Source organism: Sulfurisphaera ohwakuensis (genome assembly GCF_009729055.1).
GTDB classification, from domain to species: Archaea; Thermoproteota; Thermoprotei_A; order Sulfolobales; family Sulfolobaceae; genus Sulfurisphaera; species Sulfurisphaera ohwakuensis.
Genome location: NZ_CP045484.1, coordinates 1,843,461 through 1,866,441 on the forward strand (window position 1 = coordinate 1,843,461; position 22,981 = coordinate 1,866,441).

Consider the following 22,981-nt stretch of genomic DNA (forward strand, 5'->3'; position numbering starts at 1 on the left):
TAACTACGTAAAACATCTACGATAAAAAATTAGAATTTTTACCAAATTATAAATATTTTTCCCTTAGATGAATAAACTCGTTATTCCGCACTAGTATCCTCATTTTATACCATTAGTTCAGTTGGGCTCGTAAATATTGTTTACATGAGTCTCTCTATGGCGTAATCTAACTGTAACTTATGTAACTGAGCTAATAATTGTTTGGATAAACTCATCCATTTTCTTCAGAACTTCGCTCTCTATACTATATTCTTTAGCTATCTCACTCGGTAATTTATAAGCAATATAAGTTTCCTTGTCCTTTTCCCATATAGATACTCTCAAAGGAAGATCATAAGAGATTTCAATCTTCTTTTGCATTAAAATAGTGCCTACCCTAGGGTTTCCAAAATAGAGAACTTTACATTTATTTAATTCTAGTCCTACCTCTTCAGCGTTCTTTTTATGATCGATTTCAGCAAATAGTATTGCATTTAATCTTTTTATTTCATTTTTTATCTTTTCTTCACATTCATTAAAGCTAAATTTACATTTAACGATATGCATAGGGAAAGCTAAGGTAAAAATAGAAATAAATTTTTCCCCGGATTATGGAAGAAAAATAAATACCATAAATTCTCTTTACTCTCTATGAAAGTTAAAAACATCGTCTTCGCTATACTAGAAATCTTAGGAGTAGGAATGATATATTTGGGATTTAAAACGAGAGGCGTAGAGTCTATAGTTCTAGGAATAGGAGGACTATTATTTATGATAGTAATAGGATTGTATTTCACAAGAGACACCTCCGTTCAATCAAGGCAAAATTAAATATAACTCTTTTATTTAAATTAATGAAAATGTTTTAATAAAAACTATTAACAAAGAAATTATTCCATTACCTAGTTTTGGAATATTATTCCAGCTAGAAAGTTATATTATAACTTCACCTATTCATAAAATGATTTCAAAAATCTAAGTGTAATTTTATAATTTTCTCAGCTTCTTCCTTCAACTTAGGATTTATTTTTGCTTCATTAAGTACTTTCTTAATTTTCTCCACTATAACTTCTTTCTCCTCTTTGGAAGAAGTGGCATAGGCCTCGATTAGTGCTTTTAAGTATTCTTCACCAAAAATCTTATCAGTTGTGTACCTAAGTTCAAAGTACTTTAACTTATCAGTCACCTCAGCGGTTCTAAAGCTGGTGTAATGTTTAGGATCGTAGGTACTTGATCTAACTAAACCCTTATATTTTTCTGGTCTAACAATCTTACCAACGATAATTACTGCATCCCTGGTTATTTTCTCCTTCTTTACTTTTTCAGCAATATCCCTTAATTCACCTAAAATTATCTTTTGTTCACCCCACCATGTAGCCTTATATACCACAGCAACTGGAATATCATCAGATATTCCAGCTTCCCTTATTTCTTCAACAACCTTATCGATTACATGAACCCCAGTATAAATGACAAGTGAAGCCCCCTTATTTAGTAGGGGGGCAAAGTCCTTTATAGAACCTTCCATTGGAACTGAGGCTGAAGCCCTAGTTATTATTACGGTTTGAGATACCTTAGGTAATGTTAATTCAATACCTAAAACTGAAGCGGCAGCAATTGCGGCAGTAATTCCGGGGACTAGTTCATAATCTATCCCAGCGTCTTGTAATGCCCACAGTTCTTCCATCAAAGCACCATATATAGAAAAATCACCGGACTTCAGCCTAGCAACTAATTTTCCTTCCTTCGCTTTTTTTATCATAAGATCAGTTATTTCCTCTAGTGTTAGCTCAGCAGTATTCACAATTTCAGCATCTTTCCTAGCCCACTTTAATATTTCTGGGTTTATCAAAGATCCTGCATACAAAATTACATCTGCGTCCTCAATGTAATTTTTTGCCTTGACAGTTATTAATTCTGGATCTCCAGGACCAGCACCAATAAAGACTACTTTACCTTTCAACCTTTTTCACCCCTATTAACATTGAAAAATAATCTCTATCAAAAGTACCATCCCAGGGAACAATTTTCTCCCCTTCTAAATAACACCTTCTGGCATAAAAAAGCTCATACCCTTCCTTCAAAATCTCTGCTATTTTATCAAGGTTCTCATTTCCTTTAATCACTACAATACTTTCCACCTTATTTTTTACTTCTTGTATAAGAGAAATTCTACTTGAAGGTACTATTAATATAGCATCATCACCTAAAGCTAAAGAGAGTTTGAGTTTAGAAGCACATGAAGTAACGGAACTAACACCGGGAATTAACTCTATTTTATCAAAACAAGAAAGGAATTTTTTTACTCTGAAAAATGTGGAATATAGTGTAGGATCACCTAAAGTAATAAAGGCAGAAACATTACCTTTATCTTCACAAATTGTTCTTCCAATTCTTTCAAGCTCTTTTTCGTCTACCTCTTTAGCCATTGGAAATCCTAGCGTTACTATTTTAGCGTCTTTTTTCCCATAAGCTTGAATAATATTGTAAGATAAACTCCTATTGGTTCCAGTAGAATATGGAACAAAAATAACATCAGCAATTGATAAAATCTTCATTCCCTTAACTGTTATTAGCTCAGGATCTCCGGGACCTAAACCAATAACATAAAGTTCAGTCATGGTTTCTCACTGTAAACGATAAAGATCGGATTACGAGAAATCATAGCATAACCCTTACTTGTCTTCATACCTTTAGCTATAATGACTTCTATAACCTCAGTCTTATATCCCATTTGATTAAGAGTTGATAAAGCCTTATTAACGGTCTCTAAAAGGATAGCATCAATAACAATTCTTCCACCGTTCTTCAGCTTTTTATCACTAGAGAGAAGGATTTCTTCAAGTCTCTCAGTACCCCCAACAAATATTGCATCAACTTCACTATCTACGTGATCCAAAGCTTCAGGAGCTTCTCCCTCAATGATTACTACATTATTAAGTTTGAATTTTTCCACATTCTTTCTGGTAAGTTCCACAGCATCTTTATCTTTTTCAATAGCCCAAACTTTACCTTTTTCCCCAACTACTAAGCCAGCCTCAACAGTAACACTTCCAGTCCCACTACCTATGTCAATAAATTTAGCACCATCAAATAGCCTTGCCTTTGAAAGAGCTAAAACTCTTATTTCCTCCTTTGTCATCGGTATCTTTTCAACCCTTATAAATTCCTCATCCGGTATTCCGGGTAGTCTCATAACTCACCCTCCTCAGCTAAAACTTCTCCTTCTTCAGAAATAATAACTACACCTATTTTCACATCATTTTTCACAATCTTCCTTAACCTCTGAAGAACTCTTTTAGCTATTACATTGAAGAGTGTCTTTCTTTCCTCTGGTAAAAGGTATGTAATTGCTTCTGTTATAGTAGCAGAGTTAGCTATCTTCTTTATCTTTTCAATGTCTAATTTCGCTAGAACTGCTGCATGGGTTAAAGTTTCTATTCTTGCATCACCATATTTACTATGAGTATTCATTAAACCAGATGCAACTTTAGTTATTTTCCCCGGTAAACTAACTAAAACTATATGGGTAAAACCTTGCTCAATTGCTAGCCTTATTGAATCACCTACTCTATCGCCTATCTTTACTACATTATCGCCATAACGTTTCCTGGCAAACTCAAAGCTAGTATTACCTGGTGCTAAGATTAACTTCTTCTTCCCTAAAGCTTTAACAACACATATCTCACTTTTTATGTGCTCAAGATATTCATCATCACTGATAGGATACTCAATACCAGTAGTTCCTAAAATTGAAATACCGTTAATAACTCCAACGTCTTTATTCATTGTAAGTTCGGCTATTTTTTCACCATCTGGAACTTCGATCCTAACCTTTACACCATCAGTGGTTACTTCCTTTATAGCATCTATTATCATTTGTCTTGCTACTGGATTTATCGCTTTTTCACCCACTTCTACTTTAAGTCCTGGTTTAGTAACTACACCTATTCCATTTCCTCCTTCTACGAAAATTCCAGAATCACACTTTGTACTACAACTAACAATCTTTAATCCATTTAATACATCTGGGTTGTCCCCAGAAAATTTTGTAACTGTAGCACAGTATTCTTCTCCTCTTCTTTCATAGTTATCGACAGGAATTTCTAGTCTTAGGCCAATTGGAGTTGGAATCGTAACACTTTTAGGAGTTTCATTACGAAATAAATAGATAACAGAGGCCTTTGCTGATGCCGCAGCAGTAGCCCCGGTTGTTATTCCAAATCTTTTAAGAGTTGAAAGCATTGACATAATCATACCTCGACGTATAACCTCTTGGAGTTATTATTTTACCATTACATATATATGAACGAGAATTACCAATAATCATCATAGTAACCATATTTATTTTATCAAGATATTTTTTCCACTCTAAGAAAGTAGTTACGATAACTTCCTCATTTTCTCTATAAGCACCTTTTACTATACCAACCGGTGTTTCACCTTTTCTGTATTCAGCTATTATCTCCATTGCCTTTAAAAGTAAAGGCTTATTTATAGGATTGTAAAGAGCAATTACAAAGTCACCTTCAGCAGCTTTCCTAACTCTATGAAGAATTTCTTCTGCAGGTACTAAAAGGTCGCTTAAGCTAATCACTGCAAAATCCATTGATAATGGTGAACCTAATCTTGCTGCTGCAGCTAAAGCTGCAGTAACACCTGGTATAATTTCAAAGTCGACATTAACATTATTGGCACACATCATCTCAAGTGTTGGTGGTGCCATTCCGTAAACCTGAGGATCACCACTAGAAACTAAAGCAACAGTATGACCCTCTAAAGCTTTCTTTATTGCCATTTTAGCCCTATATAATTCCTCTTTCATCCTTGCTGTGATAACCTCTTTCCCATCGGTTAAATCCTTAATTAAATCAGCGTAAGTCGTGTATGCAATTATAACGTCACTTTCTTTTATAGCCTCTAGCATTCTTAAAGTCCGGTTTTTTTCATCTCCAGGACCAATACCGATTATATAAATTTTACCCGCCATGACTCCTCACCATTCTAATTAATTCATTTATGATTGAGACTGCTATACTACTACCACCGTAAGTTCCTCTTAACACTATACATGGTATACCAGATTTTATTAAATCCTCCTTAACCTCAACAGCATTTGTAAATCCTGGTGGAGTGGCAATAACCAAAGGTATCTCTATACCTTCTTTCCTTATTTTTAAAACTTCGGCAACAGCTGTTGGAGCGTTTCCAATAACTACAATCTTTGGAGAAGATAAACCAAGTCTTATACCGGCCGCGGTTCTAGTAATTCTCATTTCCTTAGCTAATTCTGAGGCTTTATCTAGGTAATTTTCAACTTTATTCCATCTTATTCCTGCAGAAACCATCTTTACATCAGTCAAAATTGAAATACCTGTTTTCAAACTTTCTATTCCAATATCAATTGCATCTTGCGAAATATAGATTTTATCTGCTATATCTATATTACCAGACGCATATACTGCTCTGGCTATTATCTCTATTTCTCTACCACCCATGTATGGGAATCGTTCTCTCACTTTTTCCCTAATAAATTTCATTGTCCTTTCCTCTATTTCTTCTGGGTCTTCTATGTACTCATTTTCTTGTTGAGGAAACGCTGTAAAAACTCTGTAAAAAAGTGCTAATTTAACAAGGTTTGAGTCTGCTAAAGGCTTTGTAAAATAGACGTTAATTTCTTTACCCTCATAAGTACTCTTAACCCATTTATAAAACTCATTAACACCAAAACTTCCCATAATGTCTTTCGCTACATGATTTCCCCTTCCCAAAAAAGCTAAAGCAAAGACTATGTGATTAATTCCCTTTGAAAGTAATTCTGAAACAATATTCCTCCAATTAGGTTCAGTATATTCGTTATGTGATAGAAAAACCGGTACTTCTAACTTTTCTTCTATGTACGTTGCTAGATTTATCATGTCCTCCACAAAAGTATTTCTTCTAGAACCATGAGTGATTATTATAATAGCTGAATTATTCACGATATTGGATAGCTTATCCAAATATAAAAATATTTCTAAGAAAAGGAACAAGGAGGAATATAAACTATAGTAAGATCACTAAATTTCAGATCACGAGTTATAATCTCATCAACATTAAAGTTATATACTTTTTCATCTTGATATGTTAACTTTTCCATTATAGTCAAAGTAATAGAATTACAGCCATATTCCCTTAACTTTAGCGCAATCCTTTTAACACCATCTGGATAAGGTTCTGGATTAATTAAAATCCCTCTACCAGTATTCAGAAACTTCTTAATTTCATCGTAATTAATTTCCCCCCTAACATGAAAAGTGAGAAAGACTATTTCTGAGAGGTCTTTCCCTATAATATGTAATGCCCTAATTATTGAAGAGACCCCTGGTATAATAACTAACTCCACTCTGTTCTCTACACACAATTTCTTCAACTTATTTAACAACTGAAAATCAGAAACAGCAGGATCACCATGATTAAGAAAAGCTACATTCTCATCCTTAGCTAATTTCATAATCTCGTTAAGTTGTTTCTCCTCTTCTTTATAATTTAGTCTGATTATTCGCTTACTTTGAATGTAAGAAGAAAAACGCTCTATTACACTTCCCCAGCCAGTAACAACTTCACTATTCTTCAAAATTTCTAATCCCTTAACAGTAATTAAATCTGGGTCACCAGGTCCAACGCCAATTACATAAAGAGTCATTCAAATCCCGCTATAGCTATAGTTACTTCATTATTATAAGTAATTTTTCTTAAAAGTAATTTAGCCCCTTTACCACCGGCTATTAATGCTGAAACTTCTGCAACACCTTTCAGACCAATTTCTTTCAGCTTTTCAGATTGTGGTGATAGACACTCATCACTAAATGCCTCTATTTCCTCCCTAGTAACCAATCTAAATGCAATTCCAAGTTCGTCAGCAACGATTTTTACTTTTTCTCTAACAGATGAGATAATCTTAACCCTATTTAAGGGTAAATTAAGTTTGCTCAAAGTTTCAAGAATACCTTTCTTTATTACGGCTGGATCAGTTTCAATTTTACTACCAATTCCTATAGCAAGTTTATAAGGTTTTAAATATACAGTATTTTCCTCATATCTTTCGGGTTCTTTCTCAACCAGAACTACCTTATAATTACACTCCTCACCTATTACGTACCCATTAACTCCTTCTGGCAATTTTTCTAAGCCTTGTACGCAAACCTTTTCCCCTTTTAATAAGGCTGAAGTTACTTTAACTATTTCTTTCACATTGAGTATTTTACAGAATAATTTACGCGAAAAATCTTCTACACTGGTTACTCCAAAATTTTCACTAGCTGTAGTTATTACTGCTTCCACATCCAACAATTTACTTATTAATAAGGCTAAATCATTTGCACCCCAATGAGCTCCTAGTATTGGAATAACATATTTTCCAGAATCATCTATTACAATAACTGCCGGATCTACATCTTTACTTTTAGCATAATTACAAATAGTTCTAACAGCACCACTTAAAGCCATTGTAAAAACTATAGCATCGTAGCATTTCCATATATACTCAAAGTTAGCCTCAGAATATTTAAAGACATACACTGGATAGTCTTTTTTTAATACTTCCTTAAGCTTGTCTGCAATATCTTTCTTTGAAGCATAAATGATAGCGATGCCTCTCCACAATTAGATTTCTCCCTCAAAAACAAAGACTCTAACTATATTCTTATCCTTTACTCCCCTTGCCATTCCAACAGTGTTATAATAAGCAGTAGCATATCCTTTATAATCTATCCCAATTAAGCCTACATTACCCTTGCCAAATAATTCAGTAATCTTATTCACAATAGCCCTAACAGAATCCTCTATTGAGAAACCCATGGAAACTAACATATCTACTTCTTTAGCCGGTAAGATCCTAAGAATAATTTCACCAATACCAGTAGAAGAAACTGCAACTCTAGGAGTTGCATAGTATCCAGCACCAGGTATCGGGGAATCACCAACCCTACCGGGTAATTTACCAGAAATTCCTCCAGTACTTGTCCCAGCTACTAAATTACCTTGTTCATCTAAAGCAACAGCACCAACAGTATCTCCACCATTATTTCCAATGAATTTAGTTATAGACTTTTCACCCCTTTCGCCAACTAAAAGGACATGTCTACCGTCAAGCATAACTTTTAGTGCTTCTTTTATAGGATTTTTAGCCTTGACTGAAGCCACAGCACCTACTTTCCAGCTATTACCATGCATAATTCCAGCATCCATTTCTATTTCTCCTTCAGCATTCTTAACGCTCCCTATTCCAGCATCAAATACTCCAGAGTCTTCCATATACGCAATAGCCTCAACAACAGCTTCAATAGCACTACCTTTTTTAAACTCTTCATAACCTCGTTCTAATGCTTTTTTTATCTCCGTAAGTCCTTTTTCATGATCTCTCTTACTCCAATCTCCCGCTCCTCCGTGAACAACTAAAACTGGTTTTGTGTATTTCATAATAGAAAAAAAGAGTTGAAATAAGAAAAGGTTTTGAAAAAAGTTAACTTATTTTCAATTCATTTACCTTTAAAGTTTCTGGTCCTATAACCAAACCAATTATAGCAAGTAAAGCACCAATTGTTAATACTGTTAAGGCTGAATAGTTGACTGGCATTATTTTACCTAATAAAGAGATATAAATTTGAGCAAAACCCGCTACAAAGAATGCACCGTTATAGGAAAATCCTACACCAGTAGCCCTACTGTATGTTTTAAACCTTTCAGCCAAATAAGCTGGAGTGATTGCTGAAGGTAGATTAATTAAGAATCCAAAAGCCGTTATAAGAAAAGTTAGATTAGATGTTGCTGAGTAAAGGTAAAGAAGTACTCCGGCAAATATTGAGAGAATAGAACCTATGATAGCCATGCTTTTTCTCCCAATGTAATCTGATAAGAAACCAGAAAGAATCATTGCGGGAATTCCCACTAAGTTCATTATCAGCGCCAGGAAACCATAGACTGACGAAGGTAACTTTAACACGTTACCTAAAAATACTGGTACAAATTGAGGACCAGAATAAATCATTAGCCAAAATCCTATCATTACTAAAATTGTTTGAAATATAGGTCTCAATCCTTGTGATACAGGCTTTTTCTCAGATTTTAGGTAAATTTCTGATTCTGTAACTTTATACCTTATTATTATAGCTAAAATTGCCGGAAGAATACCTACAAGAAATATTATTCTCCAACCCTCAGTTATTAGAAATGTTGGAGTCTTAGCAAAATAAGTGAAAAGCAAGTCTACTATTACAAAGCCCACTAATGTACCAGACTGCGTTATGCCTGAAAATAACCCTCTACGAGTAAATATACTTTCCATTGCAAGTGTAAAACTTGATGAAACATCTCCACCTATAAAAATTCCCTGAAAAACTCTTAAAATGCTGAGAAGTACTGTAGCCAATACTCCAACTTGATAATATGTAGGAAGAAACGCAGTTAAACCTATTGCTAAGGAATAGCCTAAAACTGTAATAGTTAAAATTGATTTCCTTCCTCTCCAATCTGCAAAGAGTCCAAAAATTAATGAACCTATTGGTCTAAATACAACAGTAAACACTATTGGAAGAACTGCTCCCAATAAACCTAGTGTTGGGTAAAAAAGTTTTCCTAAAATTGTAGATGTTATTACTACAGCTCCTAAATCATAAGAATCCATTACCCATGATAAATAAGCTCCAAGAAAGTTTATTTTCCAGTTCATAAATTGAAAATCAAGTTTATATTTTAAAAACTATGTTTTAAGGTATAACGAGTAGTTTTATTAAGTAATGTTAATTAAAAGATCTCATGTTTGGATTAATTCTTACCATCATATTTCTTGTAATAGATATCATAATTTCTATTTGGAATAGCTATAATGCTGGAAAAATATACGCCTATAGGAAAGGATTAGGAGGAGTCGTTTATACTTTAGGAGGATTCTTACCAATATCATACGTATTTGTTATAATAGTTACTGTAATATTCGCCTACTTAGGTTATCTTTCGTTTTCAGATGTGGTTTTCCTTTTAAGCTTTAGCTTCTTGTTTTTTGGCTTAGCAATAGTAATGTGGGGTGTAATTGCAACAACTTTTTCTTTCATAGCTACAGTAAAGGGGAAGGATTGGAAGGCTGGATTAATTACTGTGTATAATGCATTTGCGACAATTTTTGACGCTTATGAATATATAACTGGGTTTCTCTCAGCCTGGAAATCGGTAAGAAGAGCCATAGATTCATCAGATTTCTCTATAATAGACGTTATAGCAGTAATAGCTATCGCAGTTGGAATAGGATTTGTTATATCTTATGTCGCATTTAAAGAAGGTCTGAAAAGTGAGCAGAAAGTAAGGTATATATTCTGATTTCGAGAACATATAAAAATCAGATTTAGCTAGTTTAATTTTATTAGTTTCTCATTTAATCTTTAACTAATGAAGGTCCCTAGAGTTAGAACATATATACCAGGATTTGATGAAATCCTTTATGGCGGAATACCAGAGAGAAATATAGTTTTAATTTCTGGAGGTCCAGGTACTGGAAAATCAATCTTAGGTAAACAGTTTCTTTACAACGGGTTAGTAAAGAAAGATGAACCTGGGATATTTGTAGCATTAGAAGAACATCCAGTTTCCGTAATTAGAAGTTTTAAGCATTTTGGCTGGGATATTACAAAATACGAGAAAGAAGGAAAGTTTACAATAGTTGACGCATTTACAGCAGGTATTGGTTCAACAGCACAAAAGGAAAAATATGTTGTTAAAGACGTAGATAATGTTGGAGAATTAAGTGGTGTATTAAGAGACGCTATAAGGAATTTAAACGCAAAGAGGGTTGTTATTGATTCGGTAAGTACACTCTATTTAAGTAAGCCAGCAATGGCAAGATCTATTGTAATGCAACTAAAGAGAGTTATTGCTGGATTAGGCTGCACTGCAATGTTTATTAGCCAAGTGTCAGCCGGAGAAAGGGGATTCGGGGGACCTGGTGTTGAGCATGCTGTTGATGGTATAGTTAGACTTGATCTAGATGAGTATGAGGGACAATTATATAGGTCAGTTATAGTTTGGAAAATGAGAGATAGTAAAATATCAATGGTTAGACATCCAATGGACATCACAGATGAAGGAATCGTAATACAGTGGGATAAGTACTTAAGGATAACTAACGTTAAGGCTGAGATACAGCCTTTACCTCAAAAGGAGATTGAAGAAATGAGAAAGGCGGTCGAAGAGTCTGAAGAAGAGAAAGAAGCTGTACAAGAAGCTGAAATAGAAGAAGAGTAATCTTTTTCTAGTCTTCTTCTTTGCTCATATCTATTATCTCAGCAATTAGGAACCCAGCTATTAGCCAAAGTAAGAATATATCTAAAGTTAAGGGAACAGTACCTCCAACAGATGCAGAAAAGATTACTAACGTCACTATTACTGCCGATATAGAGAGTGCTAGTTGCAAGATTCTTTTTCTAGCTCTCTTCAAAGATATTTTAAATAAAGAGAAATCTGCCGCTAAATGAACATATAAGTTAGCAAATAATGAAATTAAACCAACTAGAGCGAAAGCATTTGCTAAGTTAAAGCCGCTTATAACTGTAGAGATAAATGAGATAATCCAATATGATGCTACAGCAACAGCTACAGCATAGAAAGGTTCATTCTTTTCTGTTAGCTTAGCCAATATAGAGGGCAAAAAATCATGATACGCCATTGCGAATATGGTTCTAGATGTGGAAAAGATATATGTTAAAGTAGCTAGTACACCATCATTTGCGGCAGCGAATAATACAAATGCTAATGTCAATAATCCAAATCTATATTCTATTAAATGTATCAAATCAATATTAGTTATGGCAATGTGAAAATAAATTATATGATCTATAATCGAATAAATATCAAAAGCAGCAAGTAGTCCTCCAAGTAAAATTACAGTAATTATTGCTCTAGGAACAGTTTTCTTAGGATCTTTAACTTCTCCAGATAATGGAGTTATTGAACCATAACCTGTTGGGATGCTAGAACCAAAAATTATAGCTAAAGCTACTTGATCTAATGGTGGAATTTTTACAAATGGATTATAAAAAGTAAAATTAGTAGTATATAAGAATGAACCGGCTATAAAAGATAACATGAATATCTCTAAAATACTTGCAAAAATTGCATATCTAAATGATGGTTTTTTGCCTAGTAATGCTAGAGTAGAAGATATGCCAAGAATAATTGAAAGTATTATAAAAGGATTTATACTGAGTATCTCGCTTAAAACAAAAGATGCACCTAAAGCATAGGCTACACCATAAAATGAAGAATAGAGCAAGTAAGTCCATCCGGTCTCAAAACCTAATCTTTTTGTTAGAGAATAGTAAGCGTAAAGATAATATCCTCCCTCCTGCGTAAATTTAGTTGAAAGCCTATATACGACAAGACCGTTAATAAGAACTAAAAGAGTTCCTAATATAACAGCAATAGGAGCGAAATATCCTCCATTTTCAAAAGCCAACAAACCGTAAACTAAAACACTCAAAAAAGGAGATTGACCACCAAGGCTCAGAAATACGAGATCCCTTAGACCTATTTCCCTTTTAGGTTCTTTCAGCCTCTCTTCTTTCTCAGACGATTTTGACATCTATTTAACTCTTCACTCTTCTTCATTTTTAAAATTTACTTGTTCATTCGTACTTTTTCTTTATTTGTAACCTAACTTTATATTTATTTTTTCCCGCTTCAACTATATCATAATCAACAATATAACCAGAACATTCTCTATGTACTGATATCTTATCTTCTGATAATGTTAATTTAGGGTCCCCGCAGTTAATTAATAGTTCCTTAAGTCTATCTTCAACTTCGTCTCTAGAGGATACATAAAATTCACTGTACATTCCGTCTGAAGTTATAGAAGAGAAAGAGGATTTATAAAATATGAAATTAAATACCAAGATGGATATGACGGTATCTATGATAGAAAATATTATAGCGAAAGTAGGAAGTAAGTTCCCTAATATTGGTACTTTAAGAACATAATAAGCTAAAGCTATATAAAATGCTGAAGCAATAATAGAGGAAAGCAAAACGGAAAAAATACCTTTCTTATACTCCTTATTAAGAAATGATGAAACAAAACCAAGTATTAAACCACTGAATATTGGTATCCACCAAATTGCCAGAGCTAAAGGTATTGTATATTTAAGTTTCACTTTTATCTTCTCTCTATCGTGGTTTTTAAGTCTATCTATTGTTTTTGACTGCATTTAAAAAGTTAAATTAGTTTTTATCAGTTAAACTTAAAATGAAAAAAGTGATTTTTTAAATGATAAAAAATGGCAAAGTTCCTACTTGTAGTTAAATCCCAAGATCAATTAAATGTTAATACAGCAGTTAATGTAGCACAAGGACTAAAAATGATGGGAGCGGAAGATGTCAAAATGGTATTTCTAGGACCCGGAATAACAGCATTAAACAAGAAAAATGATACATCACAAATATTGAGTAAAGCTAGTGAAAATCTAAGAAAAATGAGCATTAAAGTATATGCTTGTGAGATGGCGATGAAAAACTATAATGTTAACAGAGACGATCTAATCTTCTTTGATGAAATATCAAGAGGGGCCGACGTAATAGTTAAGTTTGCAAATGAGGGTTATACAATACTAACCTTCTAAAGTCGTTAGAACTAAATAAGCACCATTTTTAACTAATGTAACCGTATCCAATATTTGATTTTTTGTTAGCCCCTCGGAAAACACAATCTTACCTATTTGGATACTTTTAGGTATTTCAGCATCTGGAGGTATGAGGAAAAACTCCAAATTCATTCTCATTAAATCTAGCTTTATACTCTTTAATAATGACGGATTCTTTTTTAATTTATCAACATCTAGGTCAATTATTACTGTAATTATATAAAAGGTAGAGTTTGGATTTGTCCTAATTATTGAAACTTTTACACTATTCTCAACGGGGGGAGAAACAGTTATATGGAAATATGCATTACCAGAAGTCACTTTTTCAACCTTCATACCTAGTTCCAAAAACCAATTATATATTTCAGTGTCTGTAGCCATTTTACGTACACCTTAGAGCTGAATCTCCCATACTTGAATCAACTTTATGCTGTGCAGTTGACTCCGCTAAAGACGTAATAGATTTTAGAATATTGTCTGGTTGTAAATTAGCTGGGAAGGGATATTGCAGATTACTGCGATTCAACCAGTAAGCCTTAAATCCCATAGACTTTGCCACTATTATATCATGTGGATTTGAGGATATTATAGTAATAGCTCCTTTAACACTATTAGTCCTTTTAGCAAGATAGTCAAAAAATTCTGGTGAAGGCTTGTATCTCTTTATCTCCTCAGCCGAAATAACATCTTGAACAAACACATCTATGTTATTTCTCAATAAAAATTCTTTAACAAATTTCTTTTCAAGATTAGTAATTATAAAGATTCTAGCCCTATAACTTATTTCCTCTAACAATAAAGAATCATGATAAATTTCTAACTTATCCAATTTAACTCCTTTTGCTTGCAATAGAACAGAATAGGGAACATAAACCTTAGCTAGCGTATAAGTAGTAATTACGCATTGTAACTCATTTATATCTTTAATTGTATTATCTGGGACTTTAGCTATTGTGTTTAGAAAATTAAATGCAAATACGTACATATTTATTTACCTCCTTTCAGCCTCAGGTAATTTTCAAGCCAGACCTTCGTTAACATTTTTTGTTTACACTCATTGCAGACATCGGTGTACTGTGCCGTACCAGAAAATCCCATACCTATCAGAAGGGAGTCTACCTTATTTTTAACCTTTACAGAACCTATCGGCTTACCACAATATCTGCACTTAGCAATAACAGCCTTATTTACGGTAATCTTCTTTAACTCCTTTATTTTAGCAAACCTCTCGACCTTTATAGCACTCTCTGGACAGTTTTTAACACACCTTTGAGAACCAATACACATTGGAATATTATATTCAAGCAACATGGTATCATTAATATTCTTCAAATCAGGAACCATCATTTGACAAGCCCTAACGCAAACACCACATAAAACGCACTTTTCTGGATCTATAGAGACGAAATAGATATCTGGAACTTCTGCTTCTTCGTCAAGCTTCACCTTATTCCTCATTTCTTCAATAGCCCATAAATATAGGTTTCTTCTCCTATACTTCCTTAATGGTAATTCTTCTGGTATTAAGGATTTCCTTAGCTCATTTTTTAACTCAAGGTTTTGTAACTCCTCAATCTTAATTTTATAAATAGGTAGTTTTGAGCCAGGGAAGTAAGCGGGAATTTCATCTAGTCTCTTTTTTTCAATCTCATTAATTTCATTATCAATTAGCAACACTGGGACTAATCCAGATGCATAAGTAACGTAAAGGAAAACATCTGGAACTGAAGCTAAAGATGGTAACAATAAGGGATAATAAGCCTCTTGAAAAAGAATATCCCTAAATTTAGTAAATATTATAGCTTTAGCCTTCTCATCATAATAATTTATAGTGTTAATGAAATAAACCAACTGATCAGTCGTAAATGTTGGCATCTCTAAATAACCTAGATAACCTTTAGTAGCACAATAACCACAATATGAACAATTTTCTGGAGAAGTTACTCCAACTCCCTCAATAGTTTTAGCTAATATCCCTTTAGGACATGAGGAAATAAGTGTGTTAATTTCCCTTTCAGCAAAAATAGAATCAAAGAGAACAGGATAAGGCCTATATTCATAAAGCTTAAACTTAATTAGCGAACGCCTTGAAATGGTAACGTTTTTTACGGGCTGTAATCTATACACAAGTTCTTGTCTTGATAGCTTTCTTATGTAAGCCATGAGTAAAGCAAATCTATAATTCTCGCTCTTATTAGAAAACCAGGAAAGGGGCAAAACCTCTATTGCTAGAGGATTTAAGCCTAGTCTTTCATCTGCATCAGCAACAAACTTACTCATATCGTACTCGGAAACTATTAGAAGACCTTGTAATTCATTATCTCTAACATCATTAGCTAAATAATCACCGAATTCAGCTACATAAGGAATTCCGCTTTCTTTATAAATTTTAACTAGAAATTCGTCTGTCAAAAATTCCCTAGCCTTCTTGCTAACAACTAATCCAATATTCAATTTTTACCACCACCTAGTAAGTAAGAATTCTCGAAATCAATCCACTTTTTCAATTCTCTACACACAATTTTAAAAATATCAGCCCTAGGGTCATTGATTACATCATTAATCCAATCTGGAACCCATCCTTGTATATGAGTTATAAAGAAATTTTTCTGATCCATTAAGTTCTTATAAACATCTCTTCTTTCTCGCCTCAAAGATATCTCTTCTTTAATTAAGTAAGCCATGAATGCGAGAATATTAGAAATATGATCTTCCTCAAATACAAATTGATTCATATAATTTAACTTTAATCTTCTTGAGTTATAGAAGCGAATAATATCGTCTTTCCTAAACTTTGCTACTCTTTCTCCCATTAACGAGAAGAAACGTTTACTTTCAACTGGTGTTAAAGGTTTGACCCCAAGACCAGTTAAAAAGAGAGTTGTGTACTCAATCAGATAATCGCTTCTTTTAGAAGTTGATAATTTTTCCCATATAGTCTTAAAATTAACAATGGAATTTATTTCTTGAATATCTTTTATCTTTTCCAATTTTTTCATTAACTGGGTATAATCCTCTTCATAATAATTGTAAAGGAATAAGTGCGAAAAAGTATCATATACTAAAAATCTCATAGAAGAGATTTCAAGAAGAGAAGACATATAAAAAACACCTTTAACTTGAAGAATTACCATTCTGTTCTGTATATGTAGAATTATTTCCTTGAGATCCTAAAATAACTACACCGTTTGAAGTCCATACATCATAATATTCTGACTCGCTAAGCAATTCAACATCATTATCAGCAGCGTATTCACTACGCCATGGTAAATAACCACTAGCTGGATTAGCACCAGTTTCTGGACCTAGAACAAATCCACCTTTATCTATAAACAATATATTACCAGGATCAGTTGGATCCAATCTATCAGCCCAAATTCTTGCTTGAACCATACAGCCGTGAATACATGCCGGAATTCTTTCTTCTGGCGGTAATGTTGGATCATAAATTCTATCGAAACAGTGTGTACACTTCTTTGTTACACCTTCAACATAATCGAAGAATCTATTACCATAAGGACATGCATAAATACAGTATTTTGTTCCTATACACTCATTATAATCAACTAGGACTATCCCATCTTCTTCTCTCTTAAATGTAGCACCCACTGGACATACTGGTACGCATGGAGCATTCATACAATGGAAACAGTTTATTGGAATGTTGTAAACCTTAGTTTGAGGATAGTTACCAACTTCAACATAAAGTACTCTCAGCCAGAACATAACGTCCAATTCTCCATAGGGATTTAGATCTGGTAATGGTCCGAACATTCCAGAGGTGTTCCATTCTTTACATGACATTTGACAGCCTGCACAGCCAAAACATTTGTTTAAGTCTGTTATTATAGCATAGTTTTTCTTAGGTGTGAAAGGAAGGGATTTTTGAATTCCACCTTCTTTCGGATTTAAAGTTATAGAGGACATATGAAATCACCTCTATACATATTCATAAAAAGAACTAACTTGATGAGGATTCACCCGCAAAACCATACCTTATCTTATAATTACCTAACTGGTAATTATTAGATGCCAGAGAGTAAGGAGCTACATAACTCCACAGAGACGTAGACTGCATATTGTTGGCGTTAAATCTTAGATGCGGTATATCTACTGCTTGTGCAAATGGTGCACCATTACTTGCCCCGCTTACACTTATTTGTCCACCCATCTGGTTAACAATTACCGACAATATATCTTGGTTAGAGAAATCCTGACCCATATAAACAAACCTATTTGCTGCAACACTTGTTTTAGTTGCTGACACTTTACCGACAATTTTTATTCTGCTATCATGCCATGCAGTTTGCCCAGTTATTGGATCTAAATACATTATTGGGAAAGCATTATCACTCTGTGGTGACAATTGACCACCCCTAGATGGTGGCATGTATGAGATATTAGCCCAGTTGTTCAATATACTATACTTTACTTGCGGAGAATCTGGGGTCATACCTCTAAAGTTTGGTAAAGCTTGAGCTGAAACCACTACCCAAGCAGCACCGGGCCTAGTTGCATTGTCTAAGAATGCTATGGCTGTTAATGTAGTCCTTAGTCCTCCGGACCATGGTTCATTAACAGCTTCAAATTGTACAAAATCACCGCTTTGAATTCCCATACTTTTCACGTAAGGATCAGCAGAACTTAACATAACTGGAGTATATGGCATTATTGCAGTTAACCACGGTACATTAAAACTCCATGAATGATAAGTCCTATCATGTCTCCTTACAAAGAATGTTAATGGGTATTCATTTAAGTCAATACCATCAGAAGTAAGCTCGGAGTTCCATGCTGGAGGTGGATAATAGCCTCCGAATGGTCTATGATAATCAAGTATATTCTTAGCTAAAGCTTGACCATATGAATCATTGGGTAAGACACTTTTAACTAAGAATGATGAGTTGCCAGTTTTCAGATAGAAATAATAATAAGCCGCATTATATCCTTGCCATCTCCCAGCAGCAGCTAACCTAAACTTCTGTAAATATTCTAAGTATATTCTATGTACGTAAGGTAGGCCAATTGGTCCGTAGGCTCCAGGCATATAGGCACCCCAGCCTTTAAAGTAGAACATGTTTACGTTTCTCATATACCTTATTGATGGTGGTAAGACATAAACTGCTCCTCCTTTTCCAACCTTCACAAATCCTGGGTTAATATCCTCTAGTGTCATTTGTCCAGCAGCATACTTTGTTATTATATTTTGAAGCATTTGTTGTAATTTAGGCTGGAATTGAACCGGAATTCTGAAGTAATGCTCAATACCACTAGACCTCTGGTTAGCAGCAATCTTATATGTTTGAGCTGTTGAGAAAGTTTGTCCTTGTGGTACACTGCTTAATATCTGATTTATAACATCTTGTTGATTAGCACCATTGGGTACAAAAGATGCATACAACTTTAACTGTTGAGGATTAGGTGATTGTTTGCCTTCAGCATCTGTAAGTATATACTCAAAGTTACTTCCGTAACCGGCTAATAAGATCCCGCCCTTTAAGATATACATGCCAGATGATATTAATCCTGGCTGACCTTGTTGTAATATTGTAGTTCCAGTTATTGGATCGTGCACAGTGACCGGACTAATTAATGGTAATCCGGTTACTGGATCTTGTGTTGTATAGTGTGGATTCTTTGTTGGATCAATATTATTACTCTGATTGGGATATATTCTTAAGAGCCATGCTAATGTTAATAAGAAATCTCCAGCGCTTAGAACTGGATACATTGCTGGTAACACAGGCCAATTTAATGAATCAGACGGTCCTTGAGGTAAACTAGTTGGTCTATCGAACGTAGAATGAAAACCATAAATTTCTAGGAAGGATAAGTCTGGGATTATTAAATCTACCACATTATTTGTTTCTTGCATAAAGAGATCTATGCTTATTGTGAATGGAATAACATAATTTCCATTATTATCTTTCTCTGTTACTTTTTGTAAAAGATCTGTTAGAGTATAAGCATTATTCCAGTAGGGTGCAGTAATATACCACATCATTGCTTGAATAGTATAAGGAACAACTTGGTTAGGATATTTGTTCATAAAATATGTTGTATAAGCAACAGCACTAATTGATCTTTGAGTTGTTAACGGAATTTCCCAACTATATCCTCTATCTACTAGTAAAGGTCTTCCAGTTTTATATATTACTAAATCATCTGGACCATCTGGGAATCCGTAAGGACCAGCACCAACAATAGTTACGTTCTTAATATCTACAGTACCGTCATTATAAATGTACTCTGTCTTTAGGAATCCAGACCTAGTCTTAGGGAATGTTAAATTACTTCCTTGTATTGCACTTGCAATTTCTGGATCTAAAGTTGGTGTATTAGCTAATGGATGAGGAGGTACAGCATGACCTGGGAAATAGTGAGGATACGGATATTTATATAGGTCAGCGCCTGGATTGTCCCATGCACCTATTACTAAGACTAAATAATAATATGCAGCAGCACTATGGAAACCATTAGCGTGTGCGGCAAGTCCTCTCATAAAATAAATTGAGACTGGCCTTCCAACAACATGATCGTGATATCTACCTAAATAATCAACCCATTTAGCTGGCTCATAAATGGCTTTCTGGAATGCTACAGTAGCTATTTCATTGGCTATCCTAACAATAGTATTATGAGGTATTCCAGTAACATTAGCAACATTTAAAGCACCATATTGAGGAGATTGTTGGTAAGGTGTGTAAGGATCGTAATTCAGTAATTCAGCTCTAAACAGTTCAAAAGCAGTAGTTACAGTTAGCGTTATAGTTTCATTACTACCTAAAGCTTTAGGAACAGTAACTTGAATTGCTGGAACTTTTACAACTTGCCCATTCTTTAATTTGTATGGTACTTGGACTATTTGGCTCTGCATTGAAGATGGTAATTCATCTAACGTTATAATTGGAAATACTCCTTTTTGCCACGGAGTATCTACATAAGAGTAAACATTACCATCATTTCCCATGATAGCCTCTAACCATGGATGTGATGAAGAATATTCTTCATTTGATACTGGCATTCTTAAATGTAAACCTACATTATTACCAGCTGTAGGATCGGTTGGGTCTAAACAATCACCATTTTGAGGATTAGGGTTAACTATAACCAACCATGACAAGTTTGTATAATATCTTAAGAATTCCTCATCAATATGTGGAAATAAGGCGGTTTGCGGAATATCACCAAATTGAGGTAATTGAACTACTTGCCCATTTGGAGCTACTGTCTGCATTATTAATTGCCCGGTTGAAGGATCGTAAGCTGGAGAAACTGGTTGTAATGTTTGTGGGTTAAGGACAGGAGCTCCTTGCCCAGTTGATGCTAAATAAGCCTTATACACATAATAGTGAAAATCAACTAATACCCTTATCCATCCCATAGCTAATGCTCCATCAGTAGCTGGGTTTATGAATAAATGCTCATCAGAAACTGAGTAAAAACCGAATCTTTCTGGAGCTATTGTGACTACCTTACCTCCGTTTTCCCTTATCCTAGCAATAATCCTTCTCATCCAGTTAGGAAAGTGATCTCCAGCTAACCCGGCTAATATAAAATATTGGGCCCTTTCCTCATCTGGCCCTGCATATTCCCAAACTGGAGCACCAGTAACGTAAACTCCAGCGGTATAAACGTTCATTGAACAGAAGCCACCATGTGCTCCAGCATTTGCTGTTCCATAATTACCTGCAAAAAACCCAGCAGTTATCCCAGGAATTAATTGGTCTCTTCCTTGGAAGAAAGCTAAAGCGTGTGGATTTTCTTCTCTAATTTTTAGTAATCCGGGGAAGTTACTGACTCCTAATTGTTGTGGTGATATACCTAGTTTATTCCAACTAGATGCATTTACCCCGTTTACAATTATATCATAAGCAGTATCATAGTCTATTGCAATCCATTTACCACTTCCACGGTCACCTGCCCTTAGTAGCGGAAATCTTAATCTTGCTGGAGCAAAATAGTAATATACATCTGAAGCACCTCTTGGGCAGACTCCTCCATCATTAATGTGCCACCCTATGGTACCAGTTATAAATCTAGGAAAACCTTGTGGTGTTCTCACAATTTCTAATGAACACCTACCAAGACATTGGAAACAATTACCATAAACTACTTCATCATTAGGATAATTTAGTGTATAAGTGAAATCCTCTTGTCCTCTGAACACTTTATCTATTACTGAACCACCTTCAAGCAAAATAGCCGTTGTTAACGCTGTGATACCGGATAGTTTTAGAAAATCTCTTCGCGTTAGTTTTAAATTACTCATTTCAATCGTAATGTTGTTAAATTAACTAATTATTTATACCTTCACTTCAGTTTAGTAATATGTACGCATAGAAATAAAAAATTAAAGTAAATCCTCTAGTTCTTTTCTGGTATCTGGATCTAACTTAATAGCCTTAGCTGCAAATTCCTTAGCTTTAGCTAAATCACTCAGTTCTTTCATTACTCTAGCTTTCAACGCATAATATCTCCCTTTCTCCTCAAGGCTTATAGCCTTATCAATGAACATATTAGCGTCTTTATGTAAGCCTAACATATAATAGGAGAGAGCAACATGATAGTACATATCTGCTGTCGGGGATAATCGCAATGCAGTTTTAAACTCCGCTAAAGCCAATTTATAGAATCCAGTTTCAAAATATATCTTTCCCTTAAGAAAATGAAGATTAACATTATTTTTATCAATGTCCAAAGCTTTATTTATCTCTGATAGTGCATCCATTTTTAGTCCAACGTTATAATAACACATAGCTTTCATTACTCTAGCCTCAATATTCTTAGGATTCATAGAAATAACGTCATTTAAATAAACTAGAGCGTCTTCGTAGTTCTCCTTAGAAAAGAGAATCTTTGCTTTTAAAAACTTATAATCGTAACTTATGGGTAAAATACCAAGAGACTTATCAACGTAGTTTAGTGCTTTATCCAAATCTCCTTCTTCAAAATAATATTGAGCTAATATATAATAAAGCACGTGACTTAAAGGGTACTTATTTATTCCTTCTTCTAGACTTTTTATAGCATCTTCTTTCTTACCTAAACCTTTATAGCATTCGAATTTAATATAATAACTCTCTAACCTATCCACATTGCTAACTTCTTTTATTGCCTCATCATATTTACCTAGTCTATAGAGCAGAAAACCCCTAAGAAGTTTTGTGTCTTCATCATCGCCTTTCAATTCTTTTATTGCCTCTTCAAATTTACCTTGTTCTATTAGTTCCTCAATGTTCACAACTTAACTTTTTCATTTAAGATTAAAAAGATAGCTAATATGTATGATTATTCATATTACAAAAGTGAAGTGAATGTTTATTTAAAAAATA

General features: G+C 34.2%; 23 protein-coding genes and 1 pseudogene. 4 read left to right on the plus strand and 20 right to left on the minus strand.

The features are described 5' to 3' along the window. Positions 1–177: 177 nt before the first annotated feature. On the minus strand, positions 178–546 hold the full coding sequence (locus tag D1869_RS10215; protein WP_156015013.1) for a DUF302 domain-containing protein: 369 nt from the start codon (positions 544–546) through the stop codon (positions 178–180). Positions 547–630: 84 nt separating this feature from the next. On the opposite strand from D1869_RS10215, the gene D1869_RS10220 reads away from it, so the two are divergent. Continuing rightward, positions 631–810: a hypothetical protein gene (locus D1869_RS10220; RefSeq protein WP_156015014.1), complete on the plus strand. Its 180-nt coding sequence runs from the start codon at positions 631–633 to the stop codon at positions 808–810. 343 nt (positions 811–1,153) lie between these two features. On the opposite strand, the pseudogene cobM reads toward D1869_RS10220, so the two are convergent. The 10 genes and pseudogenes from cobM to D1869_RS10270 form a co-directional block, all read right to left on the minus strand. Further along, positions 1,154–1,942, minus strand: a pseudogene (cobM, locus tag D1869_RS10225) (precorrin-4 C(11)-methyltransferase); the annotation flags it as partial. Beyond that, positions 1,932–2,600, minus strand: coding sequence for a cobalt-factor II C(20)-methyltransferase (locus tag D1869_RS10230; protein WP_156015016.1), 669 nt, complete (start codon positions 2,598–2,600; stop codon positions 1,932–1,934). The gene D1869_RS10230 and the pseudogene cobM, both read right to left, overlap by 11 nt. After that, positions 2,597–3,175 carry a precorrin-6Y C5,15-methyltransferase (decarboxylating) subunit CbiT gene (gene cbiT / locus D1869_RS10235; RefSeq protein ID WP_156015017.1) on the minus strand — a complete coding sequence of 193 codons (579 nt, stop codon included), beginning with the start codon at positions 3,173–3,175 and terminating at the stop codon, positions 2,597–2,599. Before cbiT ends, D1869_RS10230 begins: the two co-directional genes overlap by 4 nt. Then, positions 3,172–4,230, minus strand: coding sequence for a cobalt-precorrin-5B (C(1))-methyltransferase CbiD (gene cbiD, locus D1869_RS10240; RefSeq protein ID WP_231113598.1), 1,059 nt, complete (start codon positions 4,228–4,230; stop codon positions 3,172–3,174). The genes cbiT and cbiD overlap by 4 nt, the downstream gene beginning before the upstream one ends. Continuing rightward, positions 4,208–4,969: a precorrin-3B C(17)-methyltransferase gene (locus tag D1869_RS10245; protein WP_156015019.1), complete on the minus strand. Its 762-nt coding sequence runs from the start codon at positions 4,967–4,969 to the stop codon at positions 4,208–4,210. The genes cbiD and D1869_RS10245 overlap by 23 nt, the downstream gene beginning before the upstream one ends. Continuing rightward, a complete protein-coding gene (locus D1869_RS10250) occupies positions 4,959–5,960 on the minus strand; it encodes a precorrin-8X methylmutase (protein ID WP_184651006.1) in 1,002 nt (333 codons plus the stop codon). The genes D1869_RS10245 and D1869_RS10250 overlap by 11 nt, the downstream gene beginning before the upstream one ends. A 35-nt stretch (positions 5,961–5,995) precedes the next feature. Beyond that, entirely contained in the window at positions 5,996–6,664 is a 669-nt protein-coding gene (locus D1869_RS10255; protein WP_156015020.1) for a cobalt-precorrin-7 (C(5))-methyltransferase, read from the minus strand. Beyond that, entirely contained in the window at positions 6,661–7,623 is a 963-nt protein-coding gene (gene cbiG, locus D1869_RS10260) for a cobalt-precorrin 5A hydrolase (protein WP_156015021.1), read from the minus strand. The genes D1869_RS10255 and cbiG overlap by 4 nt, the downstream gene beginning before the upstream one ends. Further along, the gene (locus tag D1869_RS10265; RefSeq protein WP_156015022.1) at positions 7,624–8,439 is read right to left on the minus strand and encodes an isoaspartyl peptidase/L-asparaginase; all 816 of its coding nucleotides are present in this window, start codon (positions 8,437–8,439) and stop codon (positions 7,624–7,626) included. It abuts the gene before it with no gap. 43 nt (positions 8,440–8,482) lie between these two features. Beyond that, positions 8,483–9,688 carry an MFS transporter gene (locus tag D1869_RS10270; protein WP_156015023.1) on the minus strand — a complete coding sequence of 402 codons (1,206 nt, stop codon included), beginning with the start codon at positions 9,686–9,688 and terminating at the stop codon, positions 8,483–8,485. 86 nt (positions 9,689–9,774) lie between these two features. On the opposite strand from D1869_RS10270, the gene D1869_RS10275 reads away from it, so the two are divergent. Continuing rightward, entirely contained in the window at positions 9,775–10,332 is a 558-nt protein-coding gene (locus D1869_RS10275) for a hypothetical protein (RefSeq protein WP_156015024.1), read from the plus strand. A 69-nt stretch (positions 10,333–10,401) separates the two neighbouring features. Continuing rightward, positions 10,402–11,253 (plus strand): KaiC domain-containing protein, encoded by an 852-nt coding sequence (locus D1869_RS10280; RefSeq protein WP_156015025.1) that lies wholly within the window; start codon positions 10,402–10,404, stop codon positions 11,251–11,253. 7 nt (positions 11,254–11,260) lie between these two features. Here the strand turns inward: D1869_RS10280 and D1869_RS10285 are convergent, their stop codons facing one another. Together D1869_RS10285 and D1869_RS10290 are read right to left on the minus strand one after the other, a co-directional pair. After that, entirely contained in the window at positions 11,261–12,589 is a 1,329-nt protein-coding gene (locus tag D1869_RS10285) for an APC family permease (RefSeq protein ID WP_156015026.1), read from the minus strand. 43 nt (positions 12,590–12,632) lie between these two features. Continuing rightward, the gene (locus D1869_RS10290) at positions 12,633–13,214 is read right to left on the minus strand and encodes a hypothetical protein (RefSeq protein WP_156015027.1); all 582 of its coding nucleotides are present in this window, start codon (positions 13,212–13,214) and stop codon (positions 12,633–12,635) included. Positions 13,215–13,283: 69 nt separating this feature from the next. On the opposite strand from D1869_RS10290, the gene D1869_RS10295 reads away from it, so the two are divergent. Next, positions 13,284–13,625: a DsrE family protein gene (locus D1869_RS10295; protein WP_156015028.1), complete on the plus strand. Its 342-nt coding sequence runs from the start codon at positions 13,284–13,286 to the stop codon at positions 13,623–13,625. Here D1869_RS10295 and D1869_RS10300 read toward each other — a convergent pair. From D1869_RS10300 to D1869_RS10330, 7 genes are all read right to left on the minus strand, one after another. After that, entirely contained in the window at positions 13,614–14,027 is a 414-nt protein-coding gene (locus tag D1869_RS10300) for a DUF2299 domain-containing protein (protein ID WP_156015029.1), read from the minus strand. The two genes, D1869_RS10295 and D1869_RS10300, sit on opposite strands and share 12 nt — an antisense overlap. A 1-nt stretch (position 14,028) precedes the next feature. After that, the gene (locus D1869_RS10305) at positions 14,029–14,631 is read right to left on the minus strand and encodes an HAD family hydrolase (RefSeq protein WP_156015030.1); all 603 of its coding nucleotides are present in this window, start codon (positions 14,629–14,631) and stop codon (positions 14,029–14,031) included. A gap of 2 nt (positions 14,632–14,633) precedes the next feature. Further along, the gene (locus D1869_RS10310) at positions 14,634–16,100 is read right to left on the minus strand and encodes a 4Fe-4S dicluster domain-containing protein (RefSeq protein WP_184651005.1); all 1,467 of its coding nucleotides are present in this window, start codon (positions 16,098–16,100) and stop codon (positions 14,634–14,636) included. Further along, complete coding sequence (locus tag D1869_RS10315) at positions 16,097–16,747, minus strand: TorD/DmsD family molecular chaperone (protein WP_156015031.1); 651 nt, start codon at positions 16,745–16,747, stop codon at positions 16,097–16,099. The genes D1869_RS10310 and D1869_RS10315 overlap by 4 nt, the downstream gene beginning before the upstream one ends. Before the next feature lie 13 nt (positions 16,748–16,760). Further along, positions 16,761–17,573, minus strand: coding sequence for a 4Fe-4S dicluster domain-containing protein (locus D1869_RS10320; RefSeq protein WP_156015032.1), 813 nt, complete (start codon positions 17,571–17,573; stop codon positions 16,761–16,763). Between the two features lie 34 nt (positions 17,574–17,607). Further along, positions 17,608–21,918 carry a twin-arginine translocation signal domain-containing protein gene (locus tag D1869_RS10325; RefSeq protein WP_156015033.1) on the minus strand — a complete coding sequence of 1,437 codons (4,311 nt, stop codon included), beginning with the start codon at positions 21,916–21,918 and terminating at the stop codon, positions 17,608–17,610. A gap of 81 nt (positions 21,919–21,999) precedes the next feature. Further along, positions 22,000–22,890: a tetratricopeptide repeat protein gene (locus tag D1869_RS10330; protein WP_156015034.1), complete on the minus strand. Its 891-nt coding sequence runs from the start codon at positions 22,888–22,890 to the stop codon at positions 22,000–22,002. Positions 22,891–22,981: the final 91 nt, after the last annotated feature.

Coding starts and splice junctions, on each gene's coding strand:
- cbiD (WP_231113598.1), bottom strand. CDS start 4,230: ATGTCAATGCTTTCAACTCTTAAAAGATTTGGAATAACAACCGGGGCT.
- D1869_RS10285 (WP_156015026.1), bottom strand. CDS start 12,589: ATGTCAAAATCGTCTGAGAAAGAAGAGAGGCTGAAAGAACCTAAAAGG.
- cbiT (WP_156015017.1), bottom strand. CDS start 3,175: ATGAGACTACCCGGAATACCGGATGAGGAATTTATAAGGGTTGAAAAG.
- D1869_RS10280 (WP_156015025.1), top strand. CDS start 10,402: ATGAAGGTCCCTAGAGTTAGAACATATATACCAGGATTTGATGAAATC.
- D1869_RS10325 (WP_156015033.1), bottom strand. CDS start 21,918: ATGAGTAATTTAAAACTAACGCGAAGAGATTTTCTAAAACTATCCGGT.
- D1869_RS10220 (WP_156015014.1), top strand. CDS start 631: ATGAAAGTTAAAAACATCGTCTTCGCTATACTAGAAATCTTAGGAGTA.
- D1869_RS10255 (WP_156015020.1), bottom strand. CDS start 6,664: ATGACTCTTTATGTAATTGGCGTTGGACCTGGTGACCCAGATTTAATT.
- D1869_RS10275 (WP_156015024.1), top strand. CDS start 9,775: ATGTTTGGATTAATTCTTACCATCATATTTCTTGTAATAGATATCATA.
- D1869_RS10245 (WP_156015019.1), bottom strand. CDS start 4,969: ATGGCGGGTAAAATTTATATAATCGGTATTGGTCCTGGAGATGAAAAA.
- D1869_RS10230 (WP_156015016.1), bottom strand. CDS start 2,600: ATGACTGAACTTTATGTTATTGGTTTAGGTCCCGGAGATCCTGAGCTA.
- D1869_RS10305 (WP_156015030.1), bottom strand. CDS start 14,631: ATGTACGTATTTGCATTTAATTTTCTAAACACAATAGCTAAAGTCCCA.
- D1869_RS10265 (WP_156015022.1), bottom strand. CDS start 8,439: ATGAAATACACAAAACCAGTTTTAGTTGTTCACGGAGGAGCGGGAGAT.
- D1869_RS10270 (WP_156015023.1), bottom strand. CDS start 9,688: ATGAACTGGAAAATAAACTTTCTTGGAGCTTATTTATCATGGGTAATG.
- D1869_RS10315 (WP_156015031.1), bottom strand. CDS start 16,747: ATGTCTTCTCTTCTTGAAATCTCTTCTATGAGATTTTTAGTATATGAT.
- D1869_RS10290 (WP_156015027.1), bottom strand. CDS start 13,214: ATGCAGTCAAAAACAATAGATAGACTTAAAAACCACGATAGAGAGAAG.
- D1869_RS10295 (WP_156015028.1), top strand. CDS start 13,284: ATGGCAAAGTTCCTACTTGTAGTTAAATCCCAAGATCAATTAAATGTT.
- D1869_RS10215 (WP_156015013.1), bottom strand. CDS start 546: ATGCATATCGTTAAATGTAAATTTAGCTTTAATGAATGTGAAGAAAAG.
- D1869_RS10320 (WP_156015032.1), bottom strand. CDS start 17,573: ATGTCCTCTATAACTTTAAATCCGAAAGAAGGTGGAATTCAAAAATCC.
- D1869_RS10300 (WP_156015029.1), bottom strand. CDS start 14,027: ATGGCTACAGACACTGAAATATATAATTGGTTTTTGGAACTAGGTATG.